General features: G+C 72.8%; 22 protein-coding genes and 2 pseudogenes. 6 read left to right on the forward strand and 18 right to left on the reverse strand.

From position 1 onward, the window contains the following. Positions 1-114: 114 nt before the first annotated feature. Entirely contained in the window at positions 115-2,847 is a 2,733-nt protein-coding gene (locus tag ACH5HR_RS04025) for a DEAD/DEAH box helicase (RefSeq protein WP_416476354.1), read from the forward strand. Positions 2,848-2,958: 111 nt separating this feature from the next. Beyond that, entirely contained in the window at positions 2,959-3,450 is a 492-nt protein-coding gene (locus tag ACH5HR_RS04030) for a hypothetical protein (RefSeq protein WP_402370858.1), read from the forward strand. 13 nt (positions 3,451-3,463) lie between these two features. Here the strand turns inward: ACH5HR_RS04030 and ACH5HR_RS04035 are convergent, their stop codons facing one another. Further along, positions 3,464-4,216 (reverse strand): sulfite exporter TauE/SafE family protein, encoded by a 753-nt coding sequence (locus ACH5HR_RS04035; protein WP_416476356.1) that lies wholly within the window; start codon positions 4,214-4,216, stop codon positions 3,464-3,466. Positions 4,217-4,294: 78 nt separating this feature from the next. On the opposite strand from ACH5HR_RS04035, the gene ybaK reads away from it, so the two are divergent. Then, entirely contained in the window at positions 4,295-4,798 is a 504-nt protein-coding gene (gene ybaK, locus ACH5HR_RS04040) for a Cys-tRNA(Pro) deacylase (protein WP_416476416.1), read from the forward strand. A gap of 45 nt (positions 4,799-4,843) precedes the next feature. Here the strand turns inward: ybaK and ACH5HR_RS04045 are convergent. Continuing rightward, positions 4,844-5,246: pseudogene (locus ACH5HR_RS04045) on the reverse strand (YccF domain-containing protein). 81 nt (positions 5,247-5,327) lie between these two features. Between ACH5HR_RS04045 and ACH5HR_RS04050 the strand changes: the two are divergent. Then, on the forward strand, positions 5,328-6,077 hold the full coding sequence (locus ACH5HR_RS04050; protein WP_416476358.1) for a YggS family pyridoxal phosphate-dependent enzyme: 750 nt from the start codon (positions 5,328-5,330) through the stop codon (positions 6,075-6,077). A gap of 274 nt (positions 6,078-6,351) precedes the next feature. On the opposite strand, the gene lplAB is transcribed toward ACH5HR_RS04050, so the two are convergent. Continuing rightward, positions 6,352-7,428: a lipoate-protein ligase LplAB gene (gene lplAB, locus ACH5HR_RS04055; protein WP_416476360.1), complete on the reverse strand. Its 1,077-nt coding sequence runs from the start codon at positions 7,426-7,428 to the stop codon at positions 6,352-6,354. A 120-nt stretch (positions 7,429-7,548) separates the two neighbouring features. On the opposite strand from lplAB, the gene ACH5HR_RS04060 reads away from it, so the two are divergent. Next, a complete protein-coding gene (locus ACH5HR_RS04060; RefSeq protein WP_416476361.1) occupies positions 7,549-8,415 on the forward strand; it encodes a MurR/RpiR family transcriptional regulator in 867 nt (288 codons plus the stop codon). Positions 8,416-8,434: 19 nt separating this feature from the next. Here ACH5HR_RS04060 and cimA read toward each other — a convergent pair whose 3' ends face one another. Then, on the reverse strand, positions 8,435-10,090 hold the full coding sequence (gene cimA, locus ACH5HR_RS04065) for a citramalate synthase (protein WP_402370846.1): 1,656 nt from the start codon (positions 10,088-10,090) through the stop codon (positions 8,435-8,437). 312 nt (positions 10,091-10,402) lie between these two features. On the opposite strand from cimA, the gene ACH5HR_RS04070 reads away from it, so the two are divergent. Continuing rightward, positions 10,403-10,912 (forward strand): hypothetical protein, encoded by a 510-nt coding sequence (locus tag ACH5HR_RS04070; RefSeq protein ID WP_402370844.1) that lies wholly within the window; start codon positions 10,403-10,405, stop codon positions 10,910-10,912. A gap of 138 nt (positions 10,913-11,050) precedes the next feature. Here ACH5HR_RS04070 and ACH5HR_RS04075 read toward each other — a convergent pair whose 3' ends face one another. The 14 genes and pseudogenes from ACH5HR_RS04075 to ACH5HR_RS04140 all read right to left on the reverse strand — a co-directional run bounded on the left by ACH5HR_RS04075 (position 11,051) and on the right by ACH5HR_RS04140 (position 25,232). Next, complete coding sequence (locus ACH5HR_RS04075) at positions 11,051-12,184, reverse strand: branched-chain amino acid aminotransferase (RefSeq protein WP_416476363.1); 1,134 nt, start codon at positions 12,182-12,184, stop codon at positions 11,051-11,053. 127 nt (positions 12,185-12,311) lie between these two features. Further along, positions 12,312-13,355, reverse strand: a complete 1,044-nt coding sequence (locus ACH5HR_RS04080; protein WP_416476364.1) for a 3-isopropylmalate dehydrogenase — start codon at positions 13,353-13,355, stop codon at positions 12,312-12,314. A 58-nt stretch (positions 13,356-13,413) separates the two neighbouring features. Continuing rightward, positions 13,414-13,812: a VOC family protein gene (locus ACH5HR_RS04085; protein WP_416476366.1), complete on the reverse strand. Its 399-nt coding sequence runs from the start codon at positions 13,810-13,812 to the stop codon at positions 13,414-13,416. Positions 13,813-13,845: 33 nt separating this feature from the next. Then, entirely contained in the window at positions 13,846-14,436 is a 591-nt protein-coding gene (locus tag ACH5HR_RS04090) for an ASCH domain-containing protein (protein ID WP_416476368.1), read from the reverse strand. 134 nt (positions 14,437-14,570) lie between these two features. Then, complete coding sequence (ilvC, locus tag ACH5HR_RS04095; protein WP_416476370.1) at positions 14,571-15,599, reverse strand: ketol-acid reductoisomerase; 1,029 nt, start codon at positions 15,597-15,599, stop codon at positions 14,571-14,573. An 88-nt stretch (positions 15,600-15,687) separates the two neighbouring features. Next, a complete protein-coding gene (ilvN, locus tag ACH5HR_RS04100; RefSeq protein ID WP_416476372.1) occupies positions 15,688-16,209 on the reverse strand; it encodes an acetolactate synthase small subunit in 522 nt (173 codons plus the stop codon). Positions 16,210-16,223: 14 nt separating this feature from the next. After that, positions 16,224-18,047 (reverse strand): acetolactate synthase large subunit, encoded by a 1,824-nt coding sequence (locus ACH5HR_RS04105; RefSeq protein WP_416476373.1) that lies wholly within the window; start codon positions 18,045-18,047, stop codon positions 16,224-16,226. A 197-nt stretch (positions 18,048-18,244) separates the two neighbouring features. After that, positions 18,245-18,841 (reverse strand): pyridoxamine 5'-phosphate oxidase family protein, encoded by a 597-nt coding sequence (locus ACH5HR_RS04110; protein WP_402370824.1) that lies wholly within the window; start codon positions 18,839-18,841, stop codon positions 18,245-18,247. Between the two features lie 376 nt (positions 18,842-19,217). Continuing rightward, positions 19,218-19,775, reverse strand: a pseudogene (locus ACH5HR_RS04115) (NAD-dependent epimerase/dehydratase family protein); the annotation flags it as partial. Beyond that, entirely contained in the window at positions 19,772-21,445 is a 1,674-nt protein-coding gene (locus ACH5HR_RS04120; RefSeq protein WP_416476374.1) for a class I adenylate-forming enzyme family protein, read from the reverse strand. The gene ACH5HR_RS04120 and the pseudogene ACH5HR_RS04115, both read right to left, overlap by 4 nt. Continuing rightward, positions 21,442-22,626: a cytochrome P450 gene (locus tag ACH5HR_RS04125; protein ID WP_416476375.1), complete on the reverse strand. Its 1,185-nt coding sequence runs from the start codon at positions 22,624-22,626 to the stop codon at positions 21,442-21,444. Before ACH5HR_RS04125 ends, ACH5HR_RS04120 begins: the two co-directional genes overlap by 4 nt. After that, a complete protein-coding gene (locus ACH5HR_RS04130; protein ID WP_402370815.1) occupies positions 22,623-23,414 on the reverse strand; it encodes a glycosyltransferase family 2 protein in 792 nt (263 codons plus the stop codon). The genes ACH5HR_RS04125 and ACH5HR_RS04130 overlap by 4 nt, the downstream gene beginning before the upstream one ends. Beyond that, positions 23,411-24,505, reverse strand: coding sequence for a 3-oxoacyl-ACP synthase III family protein (locus tag ACH5HR_RS04135; protein WP_416476377.1), 1,095 nt, complete (start codon positions 24,503-24,505; stop codon positions 23,411-23,413). The genes ACH5HR_RS04130 and ACH5HR_RS04135 overlap by 4 nt, the downstream gene beginning before the upstream one ends. A 49-nt stretch (positions 24,506-24,554) precedes the next feature. Further along, entirely contained in the window at positions 24,555-25,232 is a 678-nt protein-coding gene (locus ACH5HR_RS04140; RefSeq protein ID WP_416476379.1) for a 4a-hydroxytetrahydrobiopterin dehydratase, read from the reverse strand. Between the last annotated feature and the right edge of the window lie 28 nt (positions 25,233-25,260).

Below are 25,260 nucleotides of genomic sequence, written 5' to 3' on the forward strand. Positions count from 1 at the left end.
TCCGCTCAATCTGTGGTGGGCGTTTGGAGTTGGGTGGGGCAGTTCGAGCTGCCGACCAGACGACGAACTGCCGAACAGACGACGCCGCCGGGACAGGCTGGGAGAATGGTCCCGATGACTGCCACCGACACTGCCGCCACCGCCTCGACCACGACCCCGCGCCCGGCCGGCACCCTGCTGCCCTACCTGCCCGCCCCGACGGGCAAGGCACCGGACGCGGACGTGCTCTTCGAGGGCTTCGGCGAGTGGGCGGCGTCCACGGGCCGGTCCCTCTACCCGCACCAGGAGGAGGCGCTGCTCGAGCTCATGACGGGCTCGCACGTGGTACTGGCGACGCCGACCGGGTCGGGCAAGTCCATGGTGGCGATGGGCGCCCAGTTCGCGGCCCTGGCAGCCCGGCGGTCCGGGCTCGGCGGGCGGACCTACTACACCGCGCCGCTCAAGGCCCTGGTCAGCGAGAAGTTCTTCGACCTGGTCGCGGCGTTCGGCTCGCGCAACGTGGGGATGATGACGGGCGACTCGGCGGTCAACGCGGACGCGCCGATCATCTGCTGCACCGCCGAGATCCTCGCCAACCTCGCACTGCGGCGAGGGGCCGGCAGACCGGGCGACGACGACTTCATCTCCCAGGTCGTCATGGACGAGTTCCACTACTACGGCGACCCGCAGCGCGGCTGGGCCTGGCAGGTGCCCCTGCTCGAGCTGCCGCACACCCAGTTCGTGCTGATGTCCGCGACGCTCGGCGACACCACCCGGCTGCGCGAGGACCTCGAGGAACGGTCCGACCGCCCTGTGGCCGAGGTCGCCGACGCCGAGCGGCCCGTCCCGCTGACGTTCTCCTACGTCCAGGACCCGCTGCCCGAGGTGATCGAGGAGCTGGTCACCACCCACCGGGCGCCCGTCTACGTGGTGCACTTCACGCAGAAGGACGCCGTCGACCGCGCCCAGGCGCTGCTCAGCTCGAAGCTCGCCTCCAAGGAGGAGAAGGCCGCGATCGCGGCGGAGATCGGCGCGTTCCGGTTCGGCACCGGGTTCGGCAAGGTCCTGAGCAAGTACCTTCGCGCCGGGGTCGGCGTCCACCACGCCGGGATGCTGCCCAAGTACCGCCGCCTCGTGGAGCGCCTCACCCAGCGCGGGCTGCTCAAGGTCGTGTGCGGCACCGACACGCTGGGCGTCGGCATCAACGTGCCCATCCGCACCGTCCTGCTGACGTCCCTGGTGAAGTTCGACGGCGAACGGATGCGGCACCTCACCGCCCGTGAGTTCCACCAAATCTCCGGACGCGCCGGGCGCGCGGGCTACGACACCCTCGGCGAGGTCATCGTCATGGCCCCCGAGCACGTCATCGAGAACCGCAAGGCCGTCGCCAAGGCGGGCGACGACCCGAAGAAGCTCAAGAAGCTGGTCCGCAAGAAGGCCCCGTCGGGCTCCGTGAACTGGACGGACTCGACCTTCGAACGCCTCCGCGACGCTCCGCCGGAGCCGCTGACCAGCCAGTTCCACGTCAACCACGCCATGGTGCTCAACGTCCTCGCCCGCACGCGGGACGAGCGCGCCGCGGACGAGGCCGGGGCCGTCGACCCGGTCGAGGCGATGCGCCACCTGCTGACCGCGAACCACGACACCGCCGCGCAGCAGGCCGCGCACGTGCGCCAGGCGCTGCGCATCTACCGCTCCCTGCGGGTCGCCGGCGTGGTCGAGCGTGTCCGCGTCCCGGACCCGACGCGCCCGGCGGGCTACCGTCCCAGCGTCCGGCTCGAGGTGGACCTCCCCCGGGACTTCGCCCTCAACGCCCCGCTGTCGCCGTTCGCCCTGGCCGCGATGGACCTGCTCGACGTGGACTCCCCCACGCACGCCCTCGACGTCGTCTCCGTCATCGAGGCGACGCTGGACGACCCTCGCCAGATCCTCTACGGCCAGCAGCGCAAGGCGCGCGGCGTCGCCGTCGCGGAGATGAAGGCCGAGGGCATCGAGTACGAGGAGCGCATGGAGCTGCTCGAGGACGTCACCTGGCCCCGGCCGCTCGCCGAGCTGCTGGAACCCGCGTTCGCGCAGTACAAGCAGACGAACCCGTGGGTCGCCGGCGCCGAGCTCGCGCCCAAGTCCGTCGTGCGGGACATGCTCGAGCAGGCCATGACCTTCGCCGAGATGGTCAGCATCTACGGCTTGGAGCGCACCGAGGGCGTGGTCCTGCGCTACCTCGCCGACGCGTTCCGAGCGGTCCGCCAGGTGGTCCCCGACGAGCACCGCACCGAGGACGTGCACGAGGTCATCGAGTGGCTCGGTGAGCTCGTGCGGGGCGTCGACTCGTCCCTGCTCGACGAGTGGGAGCGGCTGCAGAACCCGGTGGACGACGACGCCGACACCGTCGTCGAGGGCGAGCTCGCCGAGGCCGGCGCCGAGGCGCCCGCCCGGCCGGTCACCGGCAACCCTCGCTCCTTCCGCCGCCTGGTGCGCAACGCCATGTTCCGCCGCGTCGAGCTGGCCGCGCGCGAGGACTACGACGCCCTCGAGGCGCTCGACAAGGCCTCCGGCTGGGACGGCGACACCTGGGCCGACGCCCTGGAGGAGCTCTTCGAGGCCCAGGGCGACGACGCGATCGGGTTCGGCGCGGACGCCCGCTCCACGGCCCTGCTGACCATGCTCGAGCCGGGCGCCGAGCTCCCCGCCGGCGCTCCGCCGTCGGACACCCGGACCGTGCCGGCCGGCACGTGGTGGGTGCGCCAGGTGCTCGACGACGTCGACGGTGACCGCGACCGCGCGATCACCGCCCTCGTCGACCTCGCCGCGAGCGACGAGGCGGGCGCACCGGTGGTGAGCATCCTGCACGTGGGCCGGTTCGCGTAGAACGTCCGGCGCCGCCCGGATCGTCCCGGGAGAAGTTGCGGGTCAACCCGGGCGGCGGTGCAATCGGCTCAGAGGGAACACTCCCTCGCCTCGACGAGTCGGGAGGCTGCCATGGACAGCTCGACCATCATGTGGATCGTCATCGCGGTCGTCGTCGTGATCCTCCTCGCCCTGCTGGTGTGGTTCCTGGTGCGACGGTCACGCACGGCCACGGCGAAGCGGCGCGAGGCGGAGCAGGCGAAGGCCGCGGAGCTGCGCCGCGACGCCGAGAGCGAGCGCATCGCGGTGCAGGAGCGTGAGGCGTCCGCCGAGAAGCTCGACGCCGAGGCCCGCCTGCAGCAGGCCGACGCCGACCGCAAGGCGGCCGAGGCGGCACGGCTCCAGCAGGAGGCGCAGGACCGCAACGCCGAGGTCGGCGAGAGTCGGGCCGGAGTCGAGGAGCGGCTGCGCCGTGCCGACGAGCTCGACCCCGACCACCGGGCCACCACCGGCACCGTGAACATCCACGACACCGGCGAGGGGCACCAGCCGGAGCACCGCGCCGACGCGCCGCCGGACACTCACCGCGGGACGGCCGACCGCGAGGGCCGCCACCACACCTGAGCGGCGCCTGCCGTCACAGACCCGCGACACCCCGGGTGAGCGTGGCGACCCCGCCCACGTAGGCGAGCACGATGAGCACCCGGCGCGTGGCGCTCGCCGACACCCGCGGGGCGAGCGCCTCACCCAGCGCGAGACCACCGACGATCGCCACCATCAGCAGCACCCACTGCCACGGGTCCATGGTGGGGAACGAGGCGTCCGCCAGCACGAGCTTCGCGGTCAGCGCCGCCAGGGCGTTCACCGCGAAGAAGGGCTGCGCCGTCGCGGCGAACCGCTTCGGGTCCCAGCCGCTGAGCACGGAGTACACCGCCACCGGCGGCCCTCCGATCCCGGCCGCCACCGACCCGAACCCGCTCGCCACTCCCGTCACGGCCAGGGGCCAGCGGGACCCGGCACCGAGCGGGTGCGCGCCCTCGCGCCGTAGGCGGGTCGTCAGCACGGCGAGCGTCATCGCGAGGATGACGACGACACCCACGGTCGCCTCGAGGGCGGGCGCGCTGACGCCCCGCAGCAGCAGCGCCGCCGGCACCGTGACCACCAGCGACGTGAGCGTCAGCCAGGCGAACTTGCGCCACTCGACGTCGCGCACCACCCGCCCGAGGATGATCGTCGAGGCGATGGCGCCCGAGAGGTTGACGAAGAGCACCCCTTCCAGCGGCCCCACGATCAGCACGATGAACGGCCCCGCCACCAGCCCGAAGCCCATGCCCGTCACCCGTTGCAGGATCCCGCCGACGAGGACGGCGAGCACGAGGAGGGTCAGCACGGCCCCACGGTACGCCGCGCCCGCGCCACGACGGTGCGCAGACCGGCCGGCGGCACGAGGACCGCGACGTCGGGCACACTGGGTGCCGTGGTCAGCAAGAGGACGGCGAGCGGCGGGACGCCCGCGCTGCTCGCGCTGGAGAACGCCGGGGCCGCGTACGCCCTGCACCCGTACAGCCACGACCCGACGAGCGGGCTGAGCTACGGCGCGGAGGCCGCGGCGGCGATCGGAGTCCCGGCCGAGCAGGTGCTCAAGACGCTGATGGCGGACGTCGACGGCGAGCTGGTCGTCGCCGTCGTCCCCGTCGCCGGCTCGCTGGACCTCAAGGCGCTCGCTCGCGCCGCGGGCGGCAAGCGGGCCGGGATGGCGGAGGTGGCCCGAGCCCAGCGGGCCACCGGGTACGTCGCGGGCGGCATCTCACCCCTGGGGCAACGGACCCGGCACCGCACCGTCCTGGACGCCTCGGCCGAGGCCTTCGACGTCGTCTACGTCTCCGCGGGCCGCCGCGGGCTGGACGTCTCGCTGGCACCGCACGACCTGGTGCGGCTCACCGGCGCGACCCTCGCGACGATCGGCCGCTGAGCCGGTGGAGGCTCCGCACCCCGCGGCCCCACCGGACGTCCCGGTTCAGGCGCGCTGGTAGGTCGGGTAGCGCGCGTCGCTGGGCACGATGTCCTTGCCGAGCGGCAGCAGGGACACCGGGATCATCTTGAGGTTCGCGATCGCGAGCGGGATGCCGATGATCGTGACCGCCTGGGCGATCGCCGTCAGCACGTGGCTGATGGCGAGCCAGATCCCCGCGACGACGATCCAGATGATGTTGCCCAGCACCGACCAGGCGCCCGCCTGCGGCTTGTCCACCACCGTGCGGCCCGAACGGCCACAGCGCGTACCCGGCGATCCGGAACGACGCGATGCCCCACGGGATCGTGACGACGAGGATGCAGCAGATGATGCCCGCGGCGGCATAGCCGAGCGCGAGCACCAGTCCCCCGAAGACGAGCCAGATGATGTTGAGCAGTGCCTTCACGTCTCCCATGATCCCACCTCCGACGGGGGTGCGGGATCCGGGGGCACCCTGAGCGCACCCCGGCGTTCGTAGACTGGCTCCATGCCTTCCCTCCACGACCGGCTCGCCGCGGTGCGCGCGCGGGTCGACGACGCCGCGACCGCCGCGGGACGCGACCCCTCCGCGGTGCGCGTGCTGCTCGCGACCAAGACCCAGGACGCCGGGACGGTCCTCGCCGCGGTCGCGGCCGCGACCGACCTGGCGTCCTCCCGCGGCGACGACGGCCCGGTGCTGCTCGGCGAGAACCGCGTCCAGGAGCTGGTCGCGAAGGCGCCCGACCTCGCCGGTCTCGTCGCGGCGGGCCGGGTCGAGGTGCACATGATCGGCAACCTGCAGCGCAACAAGATCAACCAGATGCTGCCGACGGTCACCGGCCTGGAGACGATCGACCGGGCCGCGCTGGCCGACGCCCTGGCCGGGCGTGCGGTGCGCGCCGGCCGCACGCTCGACGTCATGGTGCAGGTCAACGTCTCCGGCGAGGAGAGCAAGTCCGGGGTGGCGCCGTCGGGCGCCGTCGCGCTGGCCCACCACGTGGCCGGGCTGGACGGCCTGCGGCTCACCGGCCTCATGACCATCGGCGCGCGCTCCGACGACGACGGCGTGGTGCGGGGCGGGTACGCCCGGTTGCGGACGCTGCGCGACGAGATCCTGGCCAGCGGCGCGCCCGGGACCGCTGCGGCGCACGACCTGTCGATGGGGATGTCCGGCGACCTGGCGCCGGCCGTCGCCGAGGGCGCGACGATCGTGCGCGTGGGCACCGGCGTCTTCGGTGTGCGGCCTACCCCGGCGTAGGCGAACCCGGCTCGCGGTGTCCCGCCCCGCGGGCGAGGAGGTCGACGGCGGCCTCCGCGTTGACCCGGCCCGTCCCGCAGGCGAGCACGACGGCGGCGCGAGGCCGGGCCGTGGGACCTCTGCGTCCCGGCCAAGACCTCGTTGTCCGTGGCGGCGCTGTTCGGATAGATAACAAACGTGGAGAATAGTTTCCCTCGCGCCGCTTGCCCTGAACCATAGGGTCCTCGGGCGACCAGGGAAAGTCCGGTCCCGACTTCGTGACCGGACGGTGACCTCACGGGACCCGGTGGATCCACTCCTGCGTCGCGAACTTGGTGCGCACCAGGTCCTCCGCACGCTCGAGCTCGTCGGGACGCAGCGCCGAGTCGGCCGTGCGGTAGCGGCTGCGGAAGTGCTTCTCGAACGCGTCGAGGATCGCCTCGCGCGACAGGCCCGTCTGCGAGCGCAACGGGTCCACCCGCTTGTTCGCGCTGCGGGTGCCCTTGTCCGACAGCTTCTCGCGGCCGATGCGCAGCACCTCGAGCATCTTGTCCTGGTCGATGTCGTAGGCCATCGTCATGTGGTGCAGCACCGCTCCCCCGGCGAGCCGCTTCTGTGCCGACCCCGCCAGCTTGCCCACCGCGGACGCGACGTCGTTCATACCGGAGAAGTGCGCCTCGACCCCGACGTCCGCGAGCGCACCGAGCACCCAGTCGTCCAGGAACGCGTACGACCGCTCGAAGCTCATCCCGTCCACGAGGGAGGCCGGCACCACGAGCGAGAACGTCACGCAGTTGCCCGCCTCCATGAACATCGCACCGCCACCGCTGATGCGCCGCACCACCGTGACGCCGTGCTCGTCCACCCCGTCGTCGTCGATCTCGTTGCGGTAGGACTGGAAGGACCCGATGAACACCGCCCGCTCGTCCCACTCCCAGAACCGCAGCGTGGGGCCGCGTCGGCCCTCCGCCAGCTCCTCGGTCAGCACCTGGTCCAGGGCCGCGAGCGTCCGCGGCGGCAGCGGTCCAGGACGCAGCACCTCGAACGTGTGGTCGTCCCAGGAGGTGGCACGCCCGAGGGCCCGGCGCACGGCCAGCGCGACCGCCCACGGGTCGAACCCGACGAGCGCGACGGGACCGGCCAGCGAACCCTCGGCCTCCGCGGCACGGAGCCCTTCCTCGACGGCGGCGGCCAGGTCGCGGGCCGAGGTCTGCTCGGGCAGACCGGTCAGCGCCGCATCGATGACGTCCAGCGCCTCGTCCGGCTCCAGGAAGAAGTCGCCGCTCAGGCGGACGTCGACCAGCCGACCGTCCACGACATCGACGTCGACCGCCACGAACTTGCCACCGGGAACCTTGTACTCTCCTCGCACGGGTCCACGGTAGCCCTCGACACGCTCGCCCGGTGCCACGGATGAGACCCTGTGCCTGTGACCTCGAACGGTGCACCCCGCGCACGACACCGACCCTCGGGAACGACGACGGACGGTGACGTGCTCGTCCGGCTCAGGCAGGTACAGCCGACACTTCCACCCGCCGAGAAGCGCGTCGCCGAGGCCGTCCTCGCGGCCCCCACCGCCGCCGTCGGCGCCACGATCTCCGAGCTGGCGGCCCGGGCCGGCGCCTCCCAGGCGACCGTGGTGCGCTTCTGCCGGGCCGTCGGCTACACCGGCTACGCCGGGTTCCGCATCGACCTCGCGCAAGCCACCAGCCGCCGGGCGGTCGAGCTGGAGCGCTCGGGCGTCGCCCAGGGAGAGATCAACCGGACCGACGACGCCACCGACGTCGTCTCCAAGATCGCCTTCCACGAGGCGCGCGCGATCGAGGAGACCGCGCGGCTCCTCGACCTCGACGCGCTGGAGAGGGCGGTGGCCGCCGTCGCCCGCGCCGACCGCATCGACGTGTACGGCGTCGGCTCGTCCGGGCTGACCGCCCAGGACCTCGCGCAGAAGCTGTCCCGGATCGGCCTCGTGTGCCTCGCACCCGTGGACTCGCACCAGCAGCTGCAGTCGGCCGCGCTGCACGGCGCCGGCTCCGTGGCCGTGGCGGTCTCCCACACCGGCCGTACGGTCGAGCCGGTCCAGGCGCTCACCCTGGCCCGGGAGCGCGGCGCCGTGACGATCGCCGTGACCAACTCCCCCACCTCACCGCTGGCCGAGGCGGCCGACGTCGTGCTGACGACCGCCGCACGCGAGACCCAGTTCCGCTCCGGCGCGCTGTCGAGCCGGATCGCACAGCTCGCCGTCGTCGACTTCCTGTTCGTGCGCGTCGCGCAGCGTCGGTACGAGTCCACGACCGCCGCGTTGGCGGTCACCTACGACGCCGTCCAGCAGCACCGCACGGACCCTCGCCCGCGGTGAGGTCGGCGCGGCCGGGACCTCAGTGCGGCTCGGCGCCGGCGTGCACCAGCCCGTAGACGTGCGCGTCGATCAGCGCCTCCCAGGCCGCCTCGATGATGTTCGGGCCGACGCCGACGGTCGACCACGTGTGGTGCCCGTCCGTGGTCTCCACCAGGACACGCGTCGTCGCGTCCGTGCCGTGCTCGGCATCCAGGATGCGCACCTTGAAGTCGACCAGGTCGAACTTCTCGATCTGCGGGTAGACGCGCGTCAACGCGTGGCGCAGCGCCTGGTCGAGCGCGTTGACGGGTCCGTTGCCCTCACCGGTGACGACGATGCGCTCGCCTCCCGCGTGCAGCTTCACGGTGGCCTCGGCCAGCGCCTCGGCGTCGCGCCGGTCGGCGTTCGCGACCCCGCCCTTCCGGCCGCCCGAGGTCTCGACGATCGCCCGCCACGACTCGATCCGGAAGTAGTGCGGCCGGTCCCCGGTGAGCTCCTCGCGCAGGATCAGCTCGAACGAGGCGTCCGCCGCGTCGAACGTGTAGCCCTGCGCCTCGGCCTCCTTGACCCGTGTGGTGACCCGCGTGAGCAGCTCGCTCTGGCCCGCCAGGTCGAAGCCGAGCTCGCGGCCCTTGAGCTCGATCGACGCGCGCCCGGCCATGTCGGAGACCAGCATGCGCATGTCGTTGCCCACGGCGGTCGGATCGATGTGCTGGTACAGGTCCGGGTCCACCTTGATGGCGCTGGCGTGCAGACCCGCCTTGTGGGCGAAGGCGCTCGCCCCGACGTAGGGCTGGCGCGCGTAGGGCGCGATGTTGGTGATCTCCGCGACGGCGTGCGCGATCCGCGTCGACTCGGCGAGCCCGTCGCCGGGCAGCGTCGAGATGCCGCTCTTGAGGGCGAGGTTCGCCACGACGGCCAGGAGGTCGACGTTGCCGGTGCGCTCGCCGTAACCGTTCACGGTGCCCTGGACGTGCGCGCAGCCGGCCTCGACGGCCGCCAGCGTGTTCGCGACGGCGCAGCCCGAGTCGTTGTGGGCATGCATCCCGAGCAGCGCGTCCCCCGGCAGGGCGTCGCGGCCGTGCGGCATCCCGAGGGACTCGCGCAGCTCGGTGACCACCTCCCCGACCCAGGACGGAAGCATGCCGCCGTTCGTGTCGCAGAGCGCCACGACCTCCGCGCCCGCCTCGAAGGCCGCCGCGACCGCGGAACGGGTGTAGCCGGCGTCGTACCGGTATCCGTCGAAGAAGTGCTCCGCGTCGACCACGACACGGCGGCCCTCGCCGACCAGGAACTCCACGGTGTCGCGGATCATCGCGATGCCCTCGTCCGGCGTCGTGCGCAGCGCACGCTCGACGTGGCGGACGTCGGACTTGGCGACCAGCGTCACCACCGGGGCCTCCGAGTCGAGCAGCGCACGCACCTGCGGGTCGTCCCACGCCCGGGTGCTCGCCTTGCGCGTCGAGCCGAACGCGGCGAGCACCGCGTTCCGCAGATCGACCTCCTTGGCCACGCGCCGGAAGAACTCCGTGTCCTTCGGGATGGCGCCGGGCCAGCCGCCCTCGATGAAGCCCACCCCGAGCTCGTCGAGGAGCGGCGCGATCGCGAGCTTGTCCGCGACGGAGAGGTTCATCCCCTCCTGCTGTGCGCCGTCGCGCAGGGTGGTGTCGTACACGTGGAACGGGGCGGCGGCCATCGGTGGCTCCCGTAGGTCGATAGGGCTACAGCTCTGGACAACAAAAAAGACCCTCCGGGTACGGAAGGTCTGCGCGTCCGGTCAGGTGAACCGGACGCGCTAGCTAATGAGGCGGCAGCGCGTGTGGCGCCGGAAAGCACGAGTCATGGGTCACATAATGCCACAGGGCTTGTGGAAGATCACCCGTGTGTCCACCGGGTGGGCGGGACGCAGGTGTGGTCGGCTAGGGGCGTCGACGACACGAGGAGGACGACAGTGAGCGATCCCCAGCGGCCCTACGGCTCGGATGACCCCACCCGGAGCATGGGACGGGTGCCTTCCGGCCAGGAGCCACCCGGCGTCGTCCCACCGGCCGGCCAGCCGGCCTGGGCACCGGCCGAGCCGCTGCCACCCCAGCGGCCGCAGCTCGACGTCGGCCGGTACTGGGCCGGCGCCGCCGCGACCGTCCTGGTCTGCACGCTCCTCGGGCTCGCCGCCTCGGTGATCTTCGACGAGGTGTTCGACATCGGTCTCTACGCGCCGCCCGACGCGATCGGCGCCGGCAACGACGCGTCATGGGCAGGCGCCGGGGCCGTGTTCGCACTGCTGGCCGCCGTGGTGCTGCACCTGCTGGTCGTCATCGCCCCGCGCCCTCGGATGTTCTTCGGGTGGCTCGTCGGGCTGACCACCGTCATCCTCGCCGTGCTGCCGTTCACCGGGAACCCTGATCCTCTCCCGGGGGCCATGACGGGTCTGGTGTGGGTCATCCTCGGCCTGGCCGTGTCGTCCATGCTCGGGTCGGTGCTGAGCCGCACCCTGTCGATGCCCGTCACGACCACCTGACCGACCTCTCGGCGGCGTCGCCGGTGAGGTGTGCGAGCAGCGCCACGGCCTCCGCCTCCACCGCGCACCAGGCCGCCCCGTCGACATACGACGGCGACCGTGACCCGCGTCGTCACGGCCACTCGGCGGCCCTCGGTCTCAGGCCAGGCGGCGCATCCAACCGTGCCGGTCCGCGGCGCGACCGTACTGGATGTCCGTGAGCTCGGTGCGGATCTGCATCGTCAGCTCACCGGGCTCACCGGTGCCGACGGTGTGGTCGAACGTCCCGCTGGCCAAGCGCCCGACCGGTGTGATGACGGCGGCGGTGCCACAGGCGAAGACCTCTCGCACGGTGCCGTCCGCCAGCCCTGCGACCACCTCGGCCAACGGGATGCGGCGTTCGACGACGTCGCGCCCGCGGTCCGAGACGAGCTGCAGGATCGACGAGCGCGTGACCCCCTCGAGGATCGACCCGGTGAGCTCGGGCGTGTGGACGCTGCCGTCCGCCATCACCACGAAGACGTTCATCCCGCCGAGCTCCTCGAGAAAGGAGTTCGTGACGGCGTCGAGGAAGCACACCTGGTCGCAGCCGTTCTCCTGCGCCTGCGTCTGCGGCAGCAGGCTCGCGGCGTAGTTGCCCCCGCACTTGGCGTCGCCCGTGCCCCCGGGACCGGACCGGTGGTAGTCCTCGGCGACCCAGATGGAGACCGGCCTGACACCTCCCGCGAAGTACGGGCCGACGGGTGAGGCGATGCACAGGTACTCGACCTCGGCCGCGGGCCGCACCCCGAGGAACGCCTCGGAGGCGAACATGAAGGGTCGCAGGTACAGGCTCGAGTCCTCACCGCCGGGCACCCACGCCCGGTCGGTGCGGACGAGCGCCGCGATGGAGCCGATGAAGTCGTCGACCGAGAGGGCGGGCAGCGCGAGCCGGTGCGCGGACCGGGCGAACCGCGCCGCGTTCGCGTCCGGACGGAAGGTCCAGACAGAACCGTCGGCGTGCTTGTACGCCTTCATTCCCTCGAAGATCTCCTGCGCGTAGTGCAGGACGGCGGTGGCCGGGTCGAGCTGGAGCGGGCCGTACTTCTCGATCCGTCGGTCCAGCCAGCCGGTGTCCTGACGCCAGGTGATGCGCGCCATGTGGTCGGTGAAGACCGTGCCGAAGCGTGGTTCGGCGAGCGCTGCCTCCCGTTCGGCGTCGGGAGTCGGCGCGTCGGACTGCTCGACGTCGAACAGGGCGACGAGGTCCTCGAGCTCGGCGGGGAGGATGGCGGAACTGTCGGTGCTGGTCATGTCTGCGGACCCTTTCGCGTGCGGACCTGTGTAGTGTTCCACGGCTTCACCGCCGTGACCTACGCGAGCACCGGTCCGATCCGGGAAGAATGGCCGTGCGCCCCCTTCCCGGCGCCGACGACCGGGCTCAGCCCGCTACTCGTGCGGCGAGATCGCGACCGACCTCCGCCGTCGTACGCACCGTGTCGCCGCGATCCGCGAGGTCCGCCGCCACGGCCGCCTCGACCCGCCGCGCCTCGTCGCCGAGGCCCAGGTGCTCGAGCAGGAGCGAGACCGAGAGCACCGTGGCCGTCGGGTCGGCCTTGCCCTGACCGGCGATGTCCGGGGCCGAGCCGTGCACCGGCTCGAACATCGACGGCGCGGTGCGGTCGGGGTTGATGTTCGCGGACGCTGCCAGGCCGATGCCACCGGTGATCGCGGCCGCCTGGTCGGTGAGGATGTCGCCGAAGAGGTTGTCGGTGACGATGACGTCGAACCGCGACGGGTTCGTCGTGAGGAAGATCGTCGCCGCGTCCACGTGCAGGTAGTCGGTGGTGACGTCGGGGAACTCGGCGTTCACGGCCTCGACCGTGCGGCGCCACAGATGGCCGGCGTGCACCAGGACGTTGTGCTTGTGCACGAGCGTCAGGTGCTTGCGGGGCCGTGCCTGGGCGCGGGCGAAGGCGTCCCGGACGACACGCTCCACACCGAACGCGGTGTTGACCGACACCTCGGTGGCGATCTCGTGCGGTGTGCCCGTGCGGACCGATCCCCCGTTGCCGACGTACGGCCCTTCGGTGCCCTCGCGGACGACCACGAAGTCGACGTCGCCAGGGTGCGCGAGCGGGCTGGTCACACCCTCGTAGAGCTTGCCGGGGCGCAGGTTCACGTAGTGGTCGAGCGCGAAACGGAGCTTGAGCAGCAGGCCTCGCTCGAGGACTCCGGACGGGACCGTCGGGTCGCCGATGGCGCCGAGCAGGATCGCGTGGTGCTCGCGGATCCGCTGCAGGTCGGTGTCGGTGAGGGTCTCACCCGTGGCGTGCCAACGACGCGCCCCGAGGTCGAACTCTGTGGTCGAGACCTTGAGGTCGGATCCAGCGACGGCGGCGTCCAGGACCGCGAGGCCCTGCTCGACGACCTCGGTCCCGATGCCGTCTCCTGCCACCACTGCCAGGTCGATGTTGCGCGTCATGGGCCGAGCCTACGCCGCCGACGGCCATGATGCGGACGCTCGTCTCGCGATACGGACGCTAGACCTCCCGGGCCGACAGCACGCAGAACTCGTTGCCGTCCGGGTCCGCCAGGACCGTCCACGTCGCGTCGTCGGGCTGGCCGACGTCGATCACGGCGGCGCCCAGCCCGACCAGCCGCTCGATCTCGGCATCCCGGTCGTCGCTCGTGTGCGGCGCGAAGTCCCAGTGCAACCGGTTCTTGCCCGACTTCTCGTGCTCGACCCGGAGGAAGACCATCCCGGGCGGCACCTGGTGGAACTCGAGGCGCTCCACGAGCTCAGCCGCCCACGGCGGCACCAGGACGCACTCCTCGTCGGACTCGTGGTTGAGCTGCCAGCCGAGCGCCTCGGCCCACCAACCGGCCAGACGCCGTGGGTCGGTCGTCTCCACGACCGTCGAGTACCAGCGCAGCGACATCCTCGTCCCTCCCGACGCCCGCGGGCGCGGGCCTCACTCCGAGTACAGCACCTCGAACTGCTCGCACACCACCGGGACGGACGTGTCGAACTCGTGGTCGGTGCCGGCGAGGGTGCGCCGCCAGTAGCGCTCGTGCTGCTCGCGCCACGTCTCCAGCGACCGGTCGTCCTCACCCTCCGCCCACGCATGCTCCGCCGTGACCTCGGCGAACGGCAACGTCTCGACCTCCGTGGTGCGGATCAGCGCCCGGGGCACGCCCCCGCCGTCGAGGAGGATCGAGAGATCGCCACGGCGCGGAAGCTGCTCGGAGACGTTCTCGTACTCGACGACCAGCGAGGCCGTCGCCGTCTTCGTGCCCTCGAGCACGAGCTCCAGCAGCTCGTTCGCCAACGCCGGCGAGTCCCCGAAGGCCCACGCCGGTGGCGGGACGACGTTCTCGGCCCGTTCGCCCACCGAACCACCGTGGCTGGTCCGGCCGGCGCTCGGCCGGGCGGTGTCCCAGAACCGGGTGATCTCCTCGGCCTGCACCGTGTCGTCGAGCGGCGGCAGCCCGCTGCCGGGATCGTCGCTCGGCTGCCCTCCGGTCGGCGGGGTGTGGCCGCTCGTCACGTCGTCGTCCGTCATGCGGCCATCCTGCCAGGCCAGGCACCACGGCGCTCCCCCGCCGGGCCGGGCCCCGCCGGGGGCCGGGAGCACGCGCGGCCGCCACCCCGGGGTCGGGGTGGCGGCCGCACGCGTCGCTCGTGACAGGGGTGGTGTCAGCGAGCGGCGCTGCCCTCCTGGTAGTCGGAGTCAGCGGGCTTGATCCACGCGAACATCTTGCGCAGCTCGCGACCGGTCGTCTCGATGGGGTGCGCCTCGCCCTTGGCGCGCAGCTCCTTGAACTCCTGGCCGCCGTTGTCCTGGTCGGCGATGAAGCGCTCGGCGAAGGCACCCGACTGGATGTCGGCGAGCACGGCCTTCATGTTCTCCTTCACCTCGGGCGAGATGACCCGGGGCCCGGAGACGTAGTCGCCGTACTCCGCGGTGTCGGAGATCGACCAGCGCTGCTTGGCCAGGCCACCCTCGACCATGAGGTCGACGATGAGCTTGAGCTCGTGCAGCACCTCGAAGTAGGCGACCTCGGGCTGGTAGCCCGCCTCGGTGAGGGTCTCGAAGCCGTACTGGACGAGCTGCGACGTCCCGCCGCAGAGCACGGCCTGCTCACCGAACAGGTCGGTCTCGGTCTCCTCGGTGAACGTGGTCTTGATGCCACCGGCGCGCAGGCCGCCGATGCCGGCCGCGTACGACAGCGCGAGGTCCCAGGCCGAGCCGGAGGCGTCCTGCTCGACGGCGACGATCACCGGCACGCCACGGCCGTCGACGTACTCGCGACGCACGAGGTGGCCCGGCCCCTTGGGCGCGACCATGAGCACGTCGTGGCCGGCCTCGGGCTTGATGTAGCCGAAGCGGATGTTGAAGCCGTGACCGAAGACCAGCGCGCTGCCCTCGGTCAGGTTCGGGGCGATCTCGTCGCGGTACAGGTCCCGCTGGACCTGGTCCGGGGCGAGGATCACGACGACGTCGGCCTCCTTGACCGCGTCGGCGACCGGCAGGACCTTGAGCCCCTCGTTCTCGGCCTTCTGCTGCGACGACGAGCCGGCGCGCAGGCCGACCCGGACGTCGACGCCGGAGTCGCGCAGGTTGAGCGCGTGGGCGTGGCCCTGGCTGCCGTAGCCGATGACCGCGACCTTGCGCTGCTGGATGATGGACAGGTCGGCGGCGTCCTCGTAGAACATCTCAGCCACGGTGGTGCTCCTCTTTCTCGGGTGGTTCGCGTCGGGGTGGTGTCGGGGTCGATGGTGCCAGGCGTCGGGGGAAGGTGGCGCCAGCGTCTCAGGCGCTGCGCACCCGTTCCAGGGCCCGGTCGGTGATGGATCGTGACCCGCGCCCGACGGCGAGGGTCCCGGACTTGACGATCTCGCGGACCCCGAACGGGGCGAGCGCCGCCAGCAGCGCGTCGAGCTTGGCGCTCGTCCCGGTCGCCTCGATGACGACCGTCTCCGGGACCACGTCGACGACGTGCGCGCGGAACAGCTCGACGACCTCGAGCACCCCGGAACGGGTCGCGGCGTCCGCCTTGACCTTGACCAGGAGCAGCTCGCGCTGCACGGACACCTCGGCGTCGAGCTCGACGATCTTGATGACGTGCACGAGCTTGTTCAGCTGCTTGGTGACCTGCTCGAGCGGGTGCTCCTCCACGTCGACCACGACGGTGATCCGGGAGATCTCCTCGTGCTCGGTGGGGCCCACGGCCAACGAGTGGATGTTGAAGGCGCGGCGGGCGAACAGTCCCGCGACGCGCGTCAGGACGCCGGGCTTGTCCTCCACCAGCACGGAGAGCGTGTGTCGCGTCATGGTTCCGTCCTCACTCAGTCTTCGCGTTCCCAGGCGGGCGAGATGCCGCGCGCGTACTGGATGTCGTCGTTGCTCACGCCGGCCGCGACCATGGGCCACACCATCGCGTCGCGCGAGACGTTGAAGTCGACGACGACGGGCCGGTCGTCGATCTCGTTCGCCCTCTTGATGGCGTCGTCCACCTCGGACTCGTGCTCGACCCGGATGCCGACGCAGCCGTACGCCTCGGCCAGCTTGACGAAGTCCGGGATCCGCACCGTGTCGTGGCCCGTGTGCAGGTCGGTGTTGGAGTAGCGCTCGTCGTAGAACAGCGTCTGCCACTGCCGCACCATGCCGAGCGAGCTGTTGTTGATCAGCGCGACCTTGATCGGGATGTCGTTGATCGCACAGGTGGCCAGCTCCTGGTTGGTCATCTGGAAGCAGCCGTCGCCGTCGATCGCCCACACGTCCCGGTCGGGCTCGCCGACCTTGGCCCCCATGGCCGCGGGCACGGAGTAGCCCATGGTGCCCAGCCCGCCGGAGTTGATCCACGTGTTCGGGCGCTCGTACCGGATGAACTGCGCCGCCCACATCTGGTGCTGGCCCACGCCGGCGACGTAGATGCCGTCCGGCCCGACGATCTCGCCGAGCCGAGAGATCACGTGCTGCGGGGCGAGATGACCGTCCGCCGTCGCGGAGAAGCCCAGCGGATAGGTCTCGCGCCAGGTGTCGATCTGGTGCCACCACGCCTCGACGTCGGGCTTGCCCGTCCGCTCGTGCTCGGCCTGCAGGGCGGGCACCAGGTCCTCGATCACCTCCCGCAGGTCTCCGACGATGGGGACGTCCACGGCGCGGTTCTTGCCGATCTCGGCCGGGTCGATGTCCGCGTGGACGACGGCGGCGTGGGGCGCGAAGCTCGACAGCTTGCCGGTGACACGGTCGTCGAACCGGGCGCCGAGCGCCACCACGAGGTCCGCCTTCTGCAGGGCCGCCACGGCGGGCACCGTGCCGTGCATGCCGGGCATGCCCAGGTGCTGCGGATGCGAGTCCGGCACCGAGCCGCGGGCCATGAGCGTGGTGACGACCGCGGCGCCGGAGGTGTCGACCAGGCGCCGCAGCGCCGCCGAGGCGCCCGACCGGATGACACCGCCGCCCACGTACAGCACCGGGCGCCGGGCGGTGGCGAGCAGCTTCGCGGCCTCGCGGATCTGCTTGGCGTGCGGCTTGGTGACCGGGTGGTAGCCGGGCAGCGCGAGCTCCTGCGGCCACGAGAAGGTGGTGCGCTCCTGCATGGCGGACTTCGCGATGTCGACGAGGACGGGCCCGGGGCGCCCGGTCGAGGCGATGTGGAACGCCTCGGCGATGGTGCGCGGGATCTCGTCCGGGTCCGTCACCAGGTACGAGTGCTTCGTGACCGGCATCGTGATGCCGACGATGTCCGCCTCCTGGAAACCGTCGGTGCCGATCAGCGACTCGGCGACCTGACCGGTGATCGCGACCATCGGGATGGAGTCCATGTTGGCGTCAGCGAGCGGCGTGACCAGGTTGGTCGCACCGGGGCCCGACGTCGCCATGGTGACGCCGACCTTGCCGGTGGCGTGCGCGTAGCCGGAGGCTGCGTGGCCGCCGCCCTGCTCGTGACGCACCAGGATGTGGCGCACCTTCTGCGAGTCCATCAGCGGGTCGTACAGCGGCAGGACCGCGCCACCAGGGATCCCGAAGACGTTCTCGACCCCGACGGCCTCGAGCGACCGGACGATCGACTGCGCGCCCGTGACCTGCTCGCCTACCGCGCGGTCGACGCCGCGCGGCGCGGTGCGTGCAGCCACCTGGGCTGGTGTCGGGTTCGGCTGGCCCATGGGGTCTCTCCTGCCGCTCGATCGGGTGGATCCAAGGAATCTGTGCAATGAAAAACCCCCCGGTCCCGGTGCCTGGGGACTGACGAGGGGTGAGCGCGCTGACGAAGCCTGTGCGTGGGCTCAGCCGGCGCGCTCAGGAAGTACTACAAGGAGAATCGTCTGCACGTGACGCACGTTACGCCGTCGGACGATGGATGTCACGCCGTGGTCCGACCGTCCCGCATCGTGGACACCGTGGTGTCCGGATCGTCGTCGAACGCCGGCAGACCGTCGATGCTCGTGCGGTTCTTGCGTCGGCGGTACTCCGCCTGCCCGTCGGGCCCCTTGCGGTCCATGTAGCCGGGCAGCAGGTCCCGCTCCCCCGCGTGGTCGTACAGCGGGACGCCGTACCCGCAGGAGTCGGAGACCCGGTCCACGTCGACCACGATGACGGCACGCGCCCCGCGCCGCTCCGAGAAGTGCTCGACGAGCTCGTCGAACCCGGCGTCGTACAGGCTCACCACCCGGCCGCGGCCGTGCAGGCGCACGACGTTCGGCGGCCCGGCGAAGGCGCAGAACATCAGCGTGACGCGCCCGTTCTCGCGCAGGTGCGCGATGGTCTCGGCGCCCGACGCAGTGATGTCCAGGTAGGCGACGGTGTGGTCGTCGAGCACCACGAAGGACCCGTCGACGCCCTTGGGAGACACGTTGACGCGACCCTCGCCGGACAACGGCGCCGTGCCGACGAAGAAGACGTGCTGCGCCTCGACGAACGATCGGAGCCGGTCGTCGATGCGCTCGTGAACCTTTCCCATGGGGCACACCCTGCCAGATCACCAGTGCTCGGCACCGGCGAACGACGTGGGAGCGGGGATGACGCCCAGCACCTCCCGCAGCACCCTCAGGTGGTAGGTCCGCTCCGTGGCGAGATGGCTCAGTGCGTACCGCGTCAGCCGCGGCGCGGGTCGGCACGGCGACCACGCGGACCCGCACCCCACGGCGCCGGAGCACGTCGACGACGGCGTCGCGCAGCACGACCGGTTCGGCGTCGGCCACGTTGACCACCAGCGGTACCGCGCCGCCGTCGGTGGCCGGGCAGGCCGCCGCGAGGGCCCCGTCCTCGATCGTGGCAGCAGACCGCACCGCCGCGAGCAGGGTCTCGACGTGGGTCAACGACTGGCGCACCCGCCCACCGCCGGGCAGGACCAGGAACCCGCCGCGCACGGCCGCCTCGATCCGCGGCAGGAGCGTGCCGTCACCAGGGCCGTAGACGGCGTGCGGTCGCAGGATCACGACGCCGCCCCGGACGTCGCGGCGCACGTCGTCGAACAGGTACTGCTCGGCCTCGGCCTTCGTGCGACCGTACGGCTCGAGGTAGTGGTCGACCGGCGCCTCGGACTCCTCGGCCCGCACGCTGGGCGTGAAGGGGTCGTAGACGCTCCCGGAGGAGACGTGGACAAACCGGGCGTCGCCGAACGTCTCGCGCACCGCGCGGGTGCCGGCGACGTTGACGGCGCGCGCCACGCCGAGGTCGGACCAGTCCGAGACCACCGCACCGGCATGCACGACCACGTCGACGGCGGGGGCGTCCCCCAGCGGCCCGTCGGTGAGGTCCCACCGGCGATGCCGGGCACCGTGGATCCCGTCCGGCCGACGAGAGTAGGTCCACACCTCGTGGCCGCGCGCGACGGCGTCCCGGGCGACCGCGCCCCCGACGAACCCGGACGCCCCGGTCACGGCGATCCTCACGGGACCTCCGCGGCCGGCCGGCCGGCCGGTCGGCGGGCCGCCGCGCGCACGAGCGCCTGCCGGTCGGGCTTGCGGCTGCGGCCGGCCGTCGGGACGTGCGTGGCGTGCAGCACGACGTCGGGCAGCGCGTCGTGGTCGACCACGCCCGGCAGGGCGGCGCGCACCCGCGCGACGAGCGGGTGGCCGGGGTCGAGAGCCAGCTGCGTCGCGGCGTCGGCGGATGACTGCGCCGATGTGACGACGAGCACGACCACCTCGTCCCCGTCGGTGCGGGGCACGCCGACGAGCACCGCCTCGCCGACCCCGTCGAGGGCCGCGATCCGCGGCTCGTACAGCCCGGGGTAGATGTTCGTCGTGCCACGGATGATCATGTCGCGCGTGCGTCCCACGAGCACGACCCGCCCGTCGGGCTCGAACCGGGCGAGATCACCGGTGCGGTGCTCGGTCGCCCGCACCGCGGCCCCCGCACCGTCGAGGTCGTGCAGGTAGCCGGCCATGAGCGAGGGTCCGCCGAGCACCAGCTCACCGACGCCGTCGTCCTGCGTGCCCTCGACGGGTTCCAGCCGCGCGACCACCCGGGGCAGCGGGCGACCCACCAGGTCCCCGTCGCCCTCGAACGCGAGCTTGTCGCCCGCCTCGACGACGGCGACCGGCAAGATCTCGGTCATCCCGTAGACACCGACCCACCGCGTGCCGGGCAGCACCCTGGCCGCCCGGTCGAGCAGCGCGCGCGTGACCGGCGCTCCCCCGACGAGCGCGACCCGGGGCCCGCGAGCGGGCAGCCGGCCGGCCTCGACGGCGTCGAGCAGGGCGGTGACGTCCGCGGGCACGAGGTAGGTCCCCGCGGCGTCGGCCAGGCACCGCCCGAAGGCCACCACGTCCCGACCCGGCGGGTCCGCGGGGATCGACCAGGTCGCGCCGGCGAGCAGCGCGGGCATGCCCAGGAGCATCTGGTCGGTGTGCACGACGTCCCCCGGGGCGAGGTCGAACACCTCCCGCAGCAGGTCGCACCCGGCCAGCAGCGACCCTGCGCTGTGCACCACGGCACGCGGCTGCGCCGTCGTGCCCGAGGTGAACACGACCAGGGCGTCGCGCTGCGGGTCGAGGCTCGGCAGCGCGCCGCCGTCCTGGACACCGCGGGCCAGGGACCCGGCCGAGCGCGAGCGGTGAGGGACCCCCGGCAGCCACAGCCCGGCGTGCACGTGCCGCACGGGCAGCGTGGCGTAGTCCGGCAGCAGGGTGCCCCGGGCGCGGGCGAGCCGACGCAGCGGACCCCGCGAGACGGCGTAGAGCAGCGACTCGGTGATCGCGAGCGTCGGCCGGGCGGCGGCCACGCGCGCGGCGAACAGCTCCGGCGTCGATCCCGGGTCGACGAACACGACCGTCCCCCCGGCACGGACGACGCCCAGGGCCAGCACGACGCCCTCGGGACGAGGACGGACCGAGAACAGCGCGCGGTCGCCCGCCTCGAGCCCGTCAGCACCGAGCGCCGTCGCCGTCGCGGTGATCCGCTGCGCGAGCTCGCCGTAGGTGACCTCCTCCCGCACCCGTGGCCCGCGCCGCCCGCCCCGGGTCCATCGCCGCAGCGCGACGTCGTCGGCGCCGAGGTGCCCGGGAGCGCCACGGTCGAGGACCGGGCCCAGCAGGTGGGCGTCGGTCGATCCGGTCATGCTGCCTCCACCGTCAACGAGCGGTACGCGGGGATGAGGACGCCGCGGGCGACCGCCCGGTCCACGACGGTGACGGTGCGTCGCGCCTCGGCGACGGGCCGCAGGGCGTCGAGCACCGCGTCGACCTGGGCCAGGGCCAGGGGCATCCCGAGGCAGAAGTGCGGCCCCGCGCCGAACCACAGGTGCCGGACAGCGGCGTCGGCCGGGACACCCGGGTCGAACGGTCCGGCGTCGCGACAGCACGAGATCGTCGCGATGACGACGCGGTCGCCGGGCCGCACGCGCACCCGGTCCACGGTCGCCTCCGCGCGCACCGATCGCAGCATCGCGGGCGTGGGTGCCGTGATGCGCAGCGCCTCCTCGACCACGCGACCACGCAGGGTCGCGCCCTCCGAGGTCGCCGGGTCGGCGGCCAGCAGCCGGTCGAGCCAGCCGGTGTCCGCCGCGAGCGCCACCAGGCGCGGGACGAAGGACTGGACCGTCTCGGTGCCGGTGAGCACGAAGGCCCCCACGGCGCCGAGGGCCTCGGCCTCCGAGAGGCCCAGCTCGCGCATCCGCCCCGGGACGGTGGCAGGGTCGCCGGCCCGGTAGGCGTCGCGCGCCGGTTCCGACAGCCGTGCGAGCACGGCACGGGCGTGGCGCACCTGCGCGGGCGTCAGGCTGTGCCGGTGCAGGCGCACCATGCCCACGACGGACTGGGCGGCCGACATCGCCTCGCGCACCGCGGTGTCCGTGGGCGGCAGCCCGGTCATCGCACAGATCACCGTGCCGGCGATGGCTGCGGTCTCGTCGACGAGGTCGACCCGCGTGCCCGCCAGCAGCCGCTCCGGCAACGCCGCCAGGGCGGCCGGCACGCTCACCGCGACGAGCTCGCGCACGGCGCGCGGGGTGAACAGCCCCGCGAGGGTCCGGCGCAGGCGGGCGTGGTCGGCACCCTCCATGTTGAGCAGCACCGAGGGTCCCAGCACAGGGGTCCACAGGTCGGACGGCGCACCCGGGCCGACCTTGGAGAACCGGTCCGTGTCGAGCAGCACCTCGCGCGCCGTCGCGGCGTCGGAGACGACGACCCCGATCCCGGGCACCCGGACGACCGGTCCGAGCCGCCGCAGCCCACGGATCGCCGGGTAGGCCAGCGGATGAGCCGCCCGCTGGACCCGATCCTCCCAGCGCACGGCCGTCATCGGATGTCCACCACCTCGGGCCGGTACCGGTGGTCGGCGTACCAGCCGAGCGTGCGGACCAGGCCCCAGGCGTGCGCGCGGCGCGTCGAGGCGCGCACGACGACCTCGCGGTGCGCGCCGTAGCGCGTCGTGAGGCGGCGGACGGCGTTGACGAGGGCACGGTCCTCGTGGACGTCCTCGATCGCCGTCCGCGGGAAGCCTCCGGCTGCCTCGTACAGGGCGGCGGTGATCGCCATGTTGCAGCCAGGGGCCATCACGTACGGGCCTTGGTACGCCGGGTCCTGGTTGCCCGGCCGGAACCGACCGAACGTGCTCGCGACGACGACCGCCGTCGCCAGGACGCCCTGCTGGACGCGCGAGACGGGGAGGTCGTCGGTGCGCGGCACCAGGCGTCCGGCGACGAGGTCGTGTCCGACGGCGAACGCCTCCCGGACGCGGCGGGTCCAGTCCGGCGGGGGCAGACAGTCCGCGTCGGTGCGCGCGAGATGCGTCGCTCCGGCGGCGATCGCGGCACGCATCCCCGTGTCCGCGGCCGCGCCGGTGCCCTTCTGGAGCTCGTCGACCACGCGCCAGCGCGTCATCCCCCAGTCCTTCGCCGTGGCGCGCACGAGCTCGCCGGTCCCGTCGGACGAGTCGTTGTCCACCACCACGAGGTCGAAGTCCGCGTCCTCCTGGTCGCGCAGTGCGGCCAGGGTCGCACCGATGCCGTGCACCTCGTCGCGAGCCGGGACGATCACGGCCAGCCGCTGCAGGCCCGGGGGCACCAGGGTGTGCCGGTCGCCGCTCACAGCCGCACGACCGTCGCGCCGATGCTGATGCCCCCGGCGAGCCCCACCAGGACCACCAGGTCCCCGGGCCCGACCCGGCCCGCGTCGAGGGCGGTGCGGACCTGCAGCGGCAAGGAGGCGGACGCCACGTTGCCATGCTGGGCGACCGTGACGACGGTGCGCCCCGGGGGCAGCCCGAGCGCGACCCGGACGTCCTCGAGGTAGCCGACCGCCACCTGGTGGACCGCGACGAGGGCGACGTCGTCCCAGGTGACCCCGGCCTGCGCCAGCGCCCGCAGGACGACGTCCGGCCCGAGCGCGAGGAACGCCTCGCGCAGGCGCGATCCGTCGATCTCGAAATAGGTCCGCTCCGGGTCCCGCGGGTGGGCCGTGCCGCCGCCCGGGAGCATGCCGACGTCCCAGCGCGTCGAGTCCGCGCCGAAGGCGCTCGCGAGGATCCCGCGCGGTGCCGGCCGGCCCTGCTCGTCCCGTGCGCCCGCCTCCTCGGGGGTGGCCCTGCGCACGAGGACCGCTGCTCCGGCGTCGGACATCGTGTAGCCGGGCGCGGAGAGCAGGTAGGTGGCCCGGTCCGGCACGTCGTGACGGACGCCCCGCGTGGGCGCCTCGCCGCAGGCGACGAGCACCGTGGCGTACCGCCCGGCCCCGATGAGCGCCTCGGCGACCTCGATCCCGTTCAGCACCGAGTTGCACGCGTTCTTGACGTCCATCACCGGCGCACGGATGCCCAGCTTCGCCGCGACGATGTGGCTCGTCGCCGGTTCGATCATGTCCTGGGTCGCCGAGGCGAACAGCAGCAGGTCGATCTCCTCGGCCGCGACGCCCTCCGCGGCGAGCAGCTTCTCGGCGGCGGCGACGGCGAGGTCGGACGCGTCCCAGGAGTCGGGCAGGACGTGCACCTGGCGCACCCCGGTCAGCCGGGACACCATCGGCACCCGCGGGACGGCACCGGGGTTGCGGCGGGCGAGCTCGAGCTCGGCGGCACGGACGTCGACGGTGCGTTCGGGCAGGTGGACGCCGATGCCGGCGATCACCGCCGTCGTGGACGTCGGTGAGGGTGCGGTCCGGTGGGACGGCTGGACGTTGACGGGCACCCGCGACAGAGTAGCGACGACGGCCGGCCGGCGTCCGGCCGTCCACAGGTCAGCGGTCCGCGGGCTCCTGCCACGTGCACACGCACGCCTCGTTGCCCTCGGCGTCGGCGAGCACCCACCAGGCCGGTGCGTAGCGGTCCGTCACGAGCCGTCCGCCCGCGGCCACCGCGTCGGCCACCCGCTGCTCCGCGACGTCGGTGCCGACGTAGACGTCGAGGTGGATCCGGTTGCGCTGCTCGCGAGGGGCGTCCATCTGTTGGAACCACACGGTCGGCCGCGACCCCGCAGGGTCGACGAGCGCGGGGGCGGCGTCGTCGGGATCGCTCCCGGTCATCTCCTCGTAGCCGAGGACGGCGCGCCAGAACGGCTGCACGGCCGCACCGTCGAGCACGTCGATCGCGATGGTGAGCCCGGCCGCCGCCGTCGCGTCGGCCGGCACGTCGAGCTCGCGGGCGGCCTGCGAGACCTGCACCGCGAGCGCCACGTCCCGCTCGCTCAGCCCGCCGACGTCGTGCGACGTCAGCCGCACGACGACGGTGCCGTAGCGCAGGTCGACGTCGGGGTGATGGTTCGCCGCCTCGGCCAGCTCACCGATCGCCTCGACGAGCTGCACCCCGGTGGTGAAGCTGCCCGTCCGGAAGGTCGCGGTGGCCCGCTGGTCGAGCACCCGCCAGTCGTCGGTCCCGGCGGCCGCACGGAAGTCCGCCGCGCTGATCGCATCGCTCATGAGTGACACCTCCGCGGTCCACGCTATG

It is taken from the genome of Isoptericola maris, from assembly GCF_048065335.1.
Taxonomy (GTDB): Bacteria; Actinomycetota; Actinomycetes; order Actinomycetales; family Cellulomonadaceae; genus Isoptericola; species Isoptericola rhizosphaerae.

What these genes read in the sequence shown, in the direction of transcription:
- ilvN (WP_416476372.1), bottom strand. Translation starts at nt 16,209, where the DNA reads ATGACGCGACACACGCTCTCCGTGCTGGTGGAGGACAAGCCCGGCGTC.
- ACH5HR_RS04105 (WP_416476373.1), bottom strand. Translation starts at nt 18,047, where the DNA reads ATGGGCCAGCCGAACCCGACACCAGCCCAGGTGGCTGCACGCACCGCG.
- ACH5HR_RS04025 (WP_416476354.1), top strand. Translation starts at nt 115, where the DNA reads ATGACTGCCACCGACACTGCCGCCACCGCCTCGACCACGACCCCGCGC.
- ACH5HR_RS04080 (WP_416476364.1), bottom strand. Translation starts at nt 13,355, where the DNA reads ATGACGCGCAACATCGACCTGGCAGTGGTGGCAGGAGACGGCATCGGG.
- ACH5HR_RS04050 (WP_416476358.1), top strand. Translation starts at nt 5,328, where the DNA reads ATGCCTTCCCTCCACGACCGGCTCGCCGCGGTGCGCGCGCGGGTCGAC.
- ACH5HR_RS04090 (WP_416476368.1), bottom strand. Translation starts at nt 14,436, where the DNA reads ATGACGGACGACGACGTGACGAGCGGCCACACCCCGCCGACCGGAGGG.
- ACH5HR_RS04120 (WP_416476374.1), bottom strand. Translation starts at nt 21,445, where the DNA reads ATGACCGGATCGACCGACGCCCACCTGCTGGGCCCGGTCCTCGACCGT.
- ACH5HR_RS04110 (WP_402370824.1), bottom strand. Translation starts at nt 18,841, where the DNA reads ATGGGAAAGGTTCACGAGCGCATCGACGACCGGCTCCGATCGTTCGTC.
- ACH5HR_RS04030 (WP_402370858.1), top strand. Translation starts at nt 2,959, where the DNA reads ATGGACAGCTCGACCATCATGTGGATCGTCATCGCGGTCGTCGTCGTG.
- ACH5HR_RS04125 (WP_416476375.1), bottom strand. Translation starts at nt 22,626, where the DNA reads ATGACGGCCGTGCGCTGGGAGGATCGGGTCCAGCGGGCGGCTCATCCG.
- ACH5HR_RS04075 (WP_416476363.1), bottom strand. Translation starts at nt 12,184, where the DNA reads ATGACCAGCACCGACAGTTCCGCCATCCTCCCCGCCGAGCTCGAGGAC.
- ACH5HR_RS04140 (WP_416476379.1), bottom strand. Translation starts at nt 25,232, where the DNA reads ATGAGCGATGCGATCAGCGCGGCGGACTTCCGTGCGGCCGCCGGGACC.
- ACH5HR_RS04085 (WP_416476366.1), bottom strand. Translation starts at nt 13,812, where the DNA reads ATGTCGCTGCGCTGGTACTCGACGGTCGTGGAGACGACCGACCCACGG.
- cimA (WP_402370846.1), bottom strand. Translation starts at nt 10,090, where the DNA reads ATGGCCGCCGCCCCGTTCCACGTGTACGACACCACCCTGCGCGACGGC.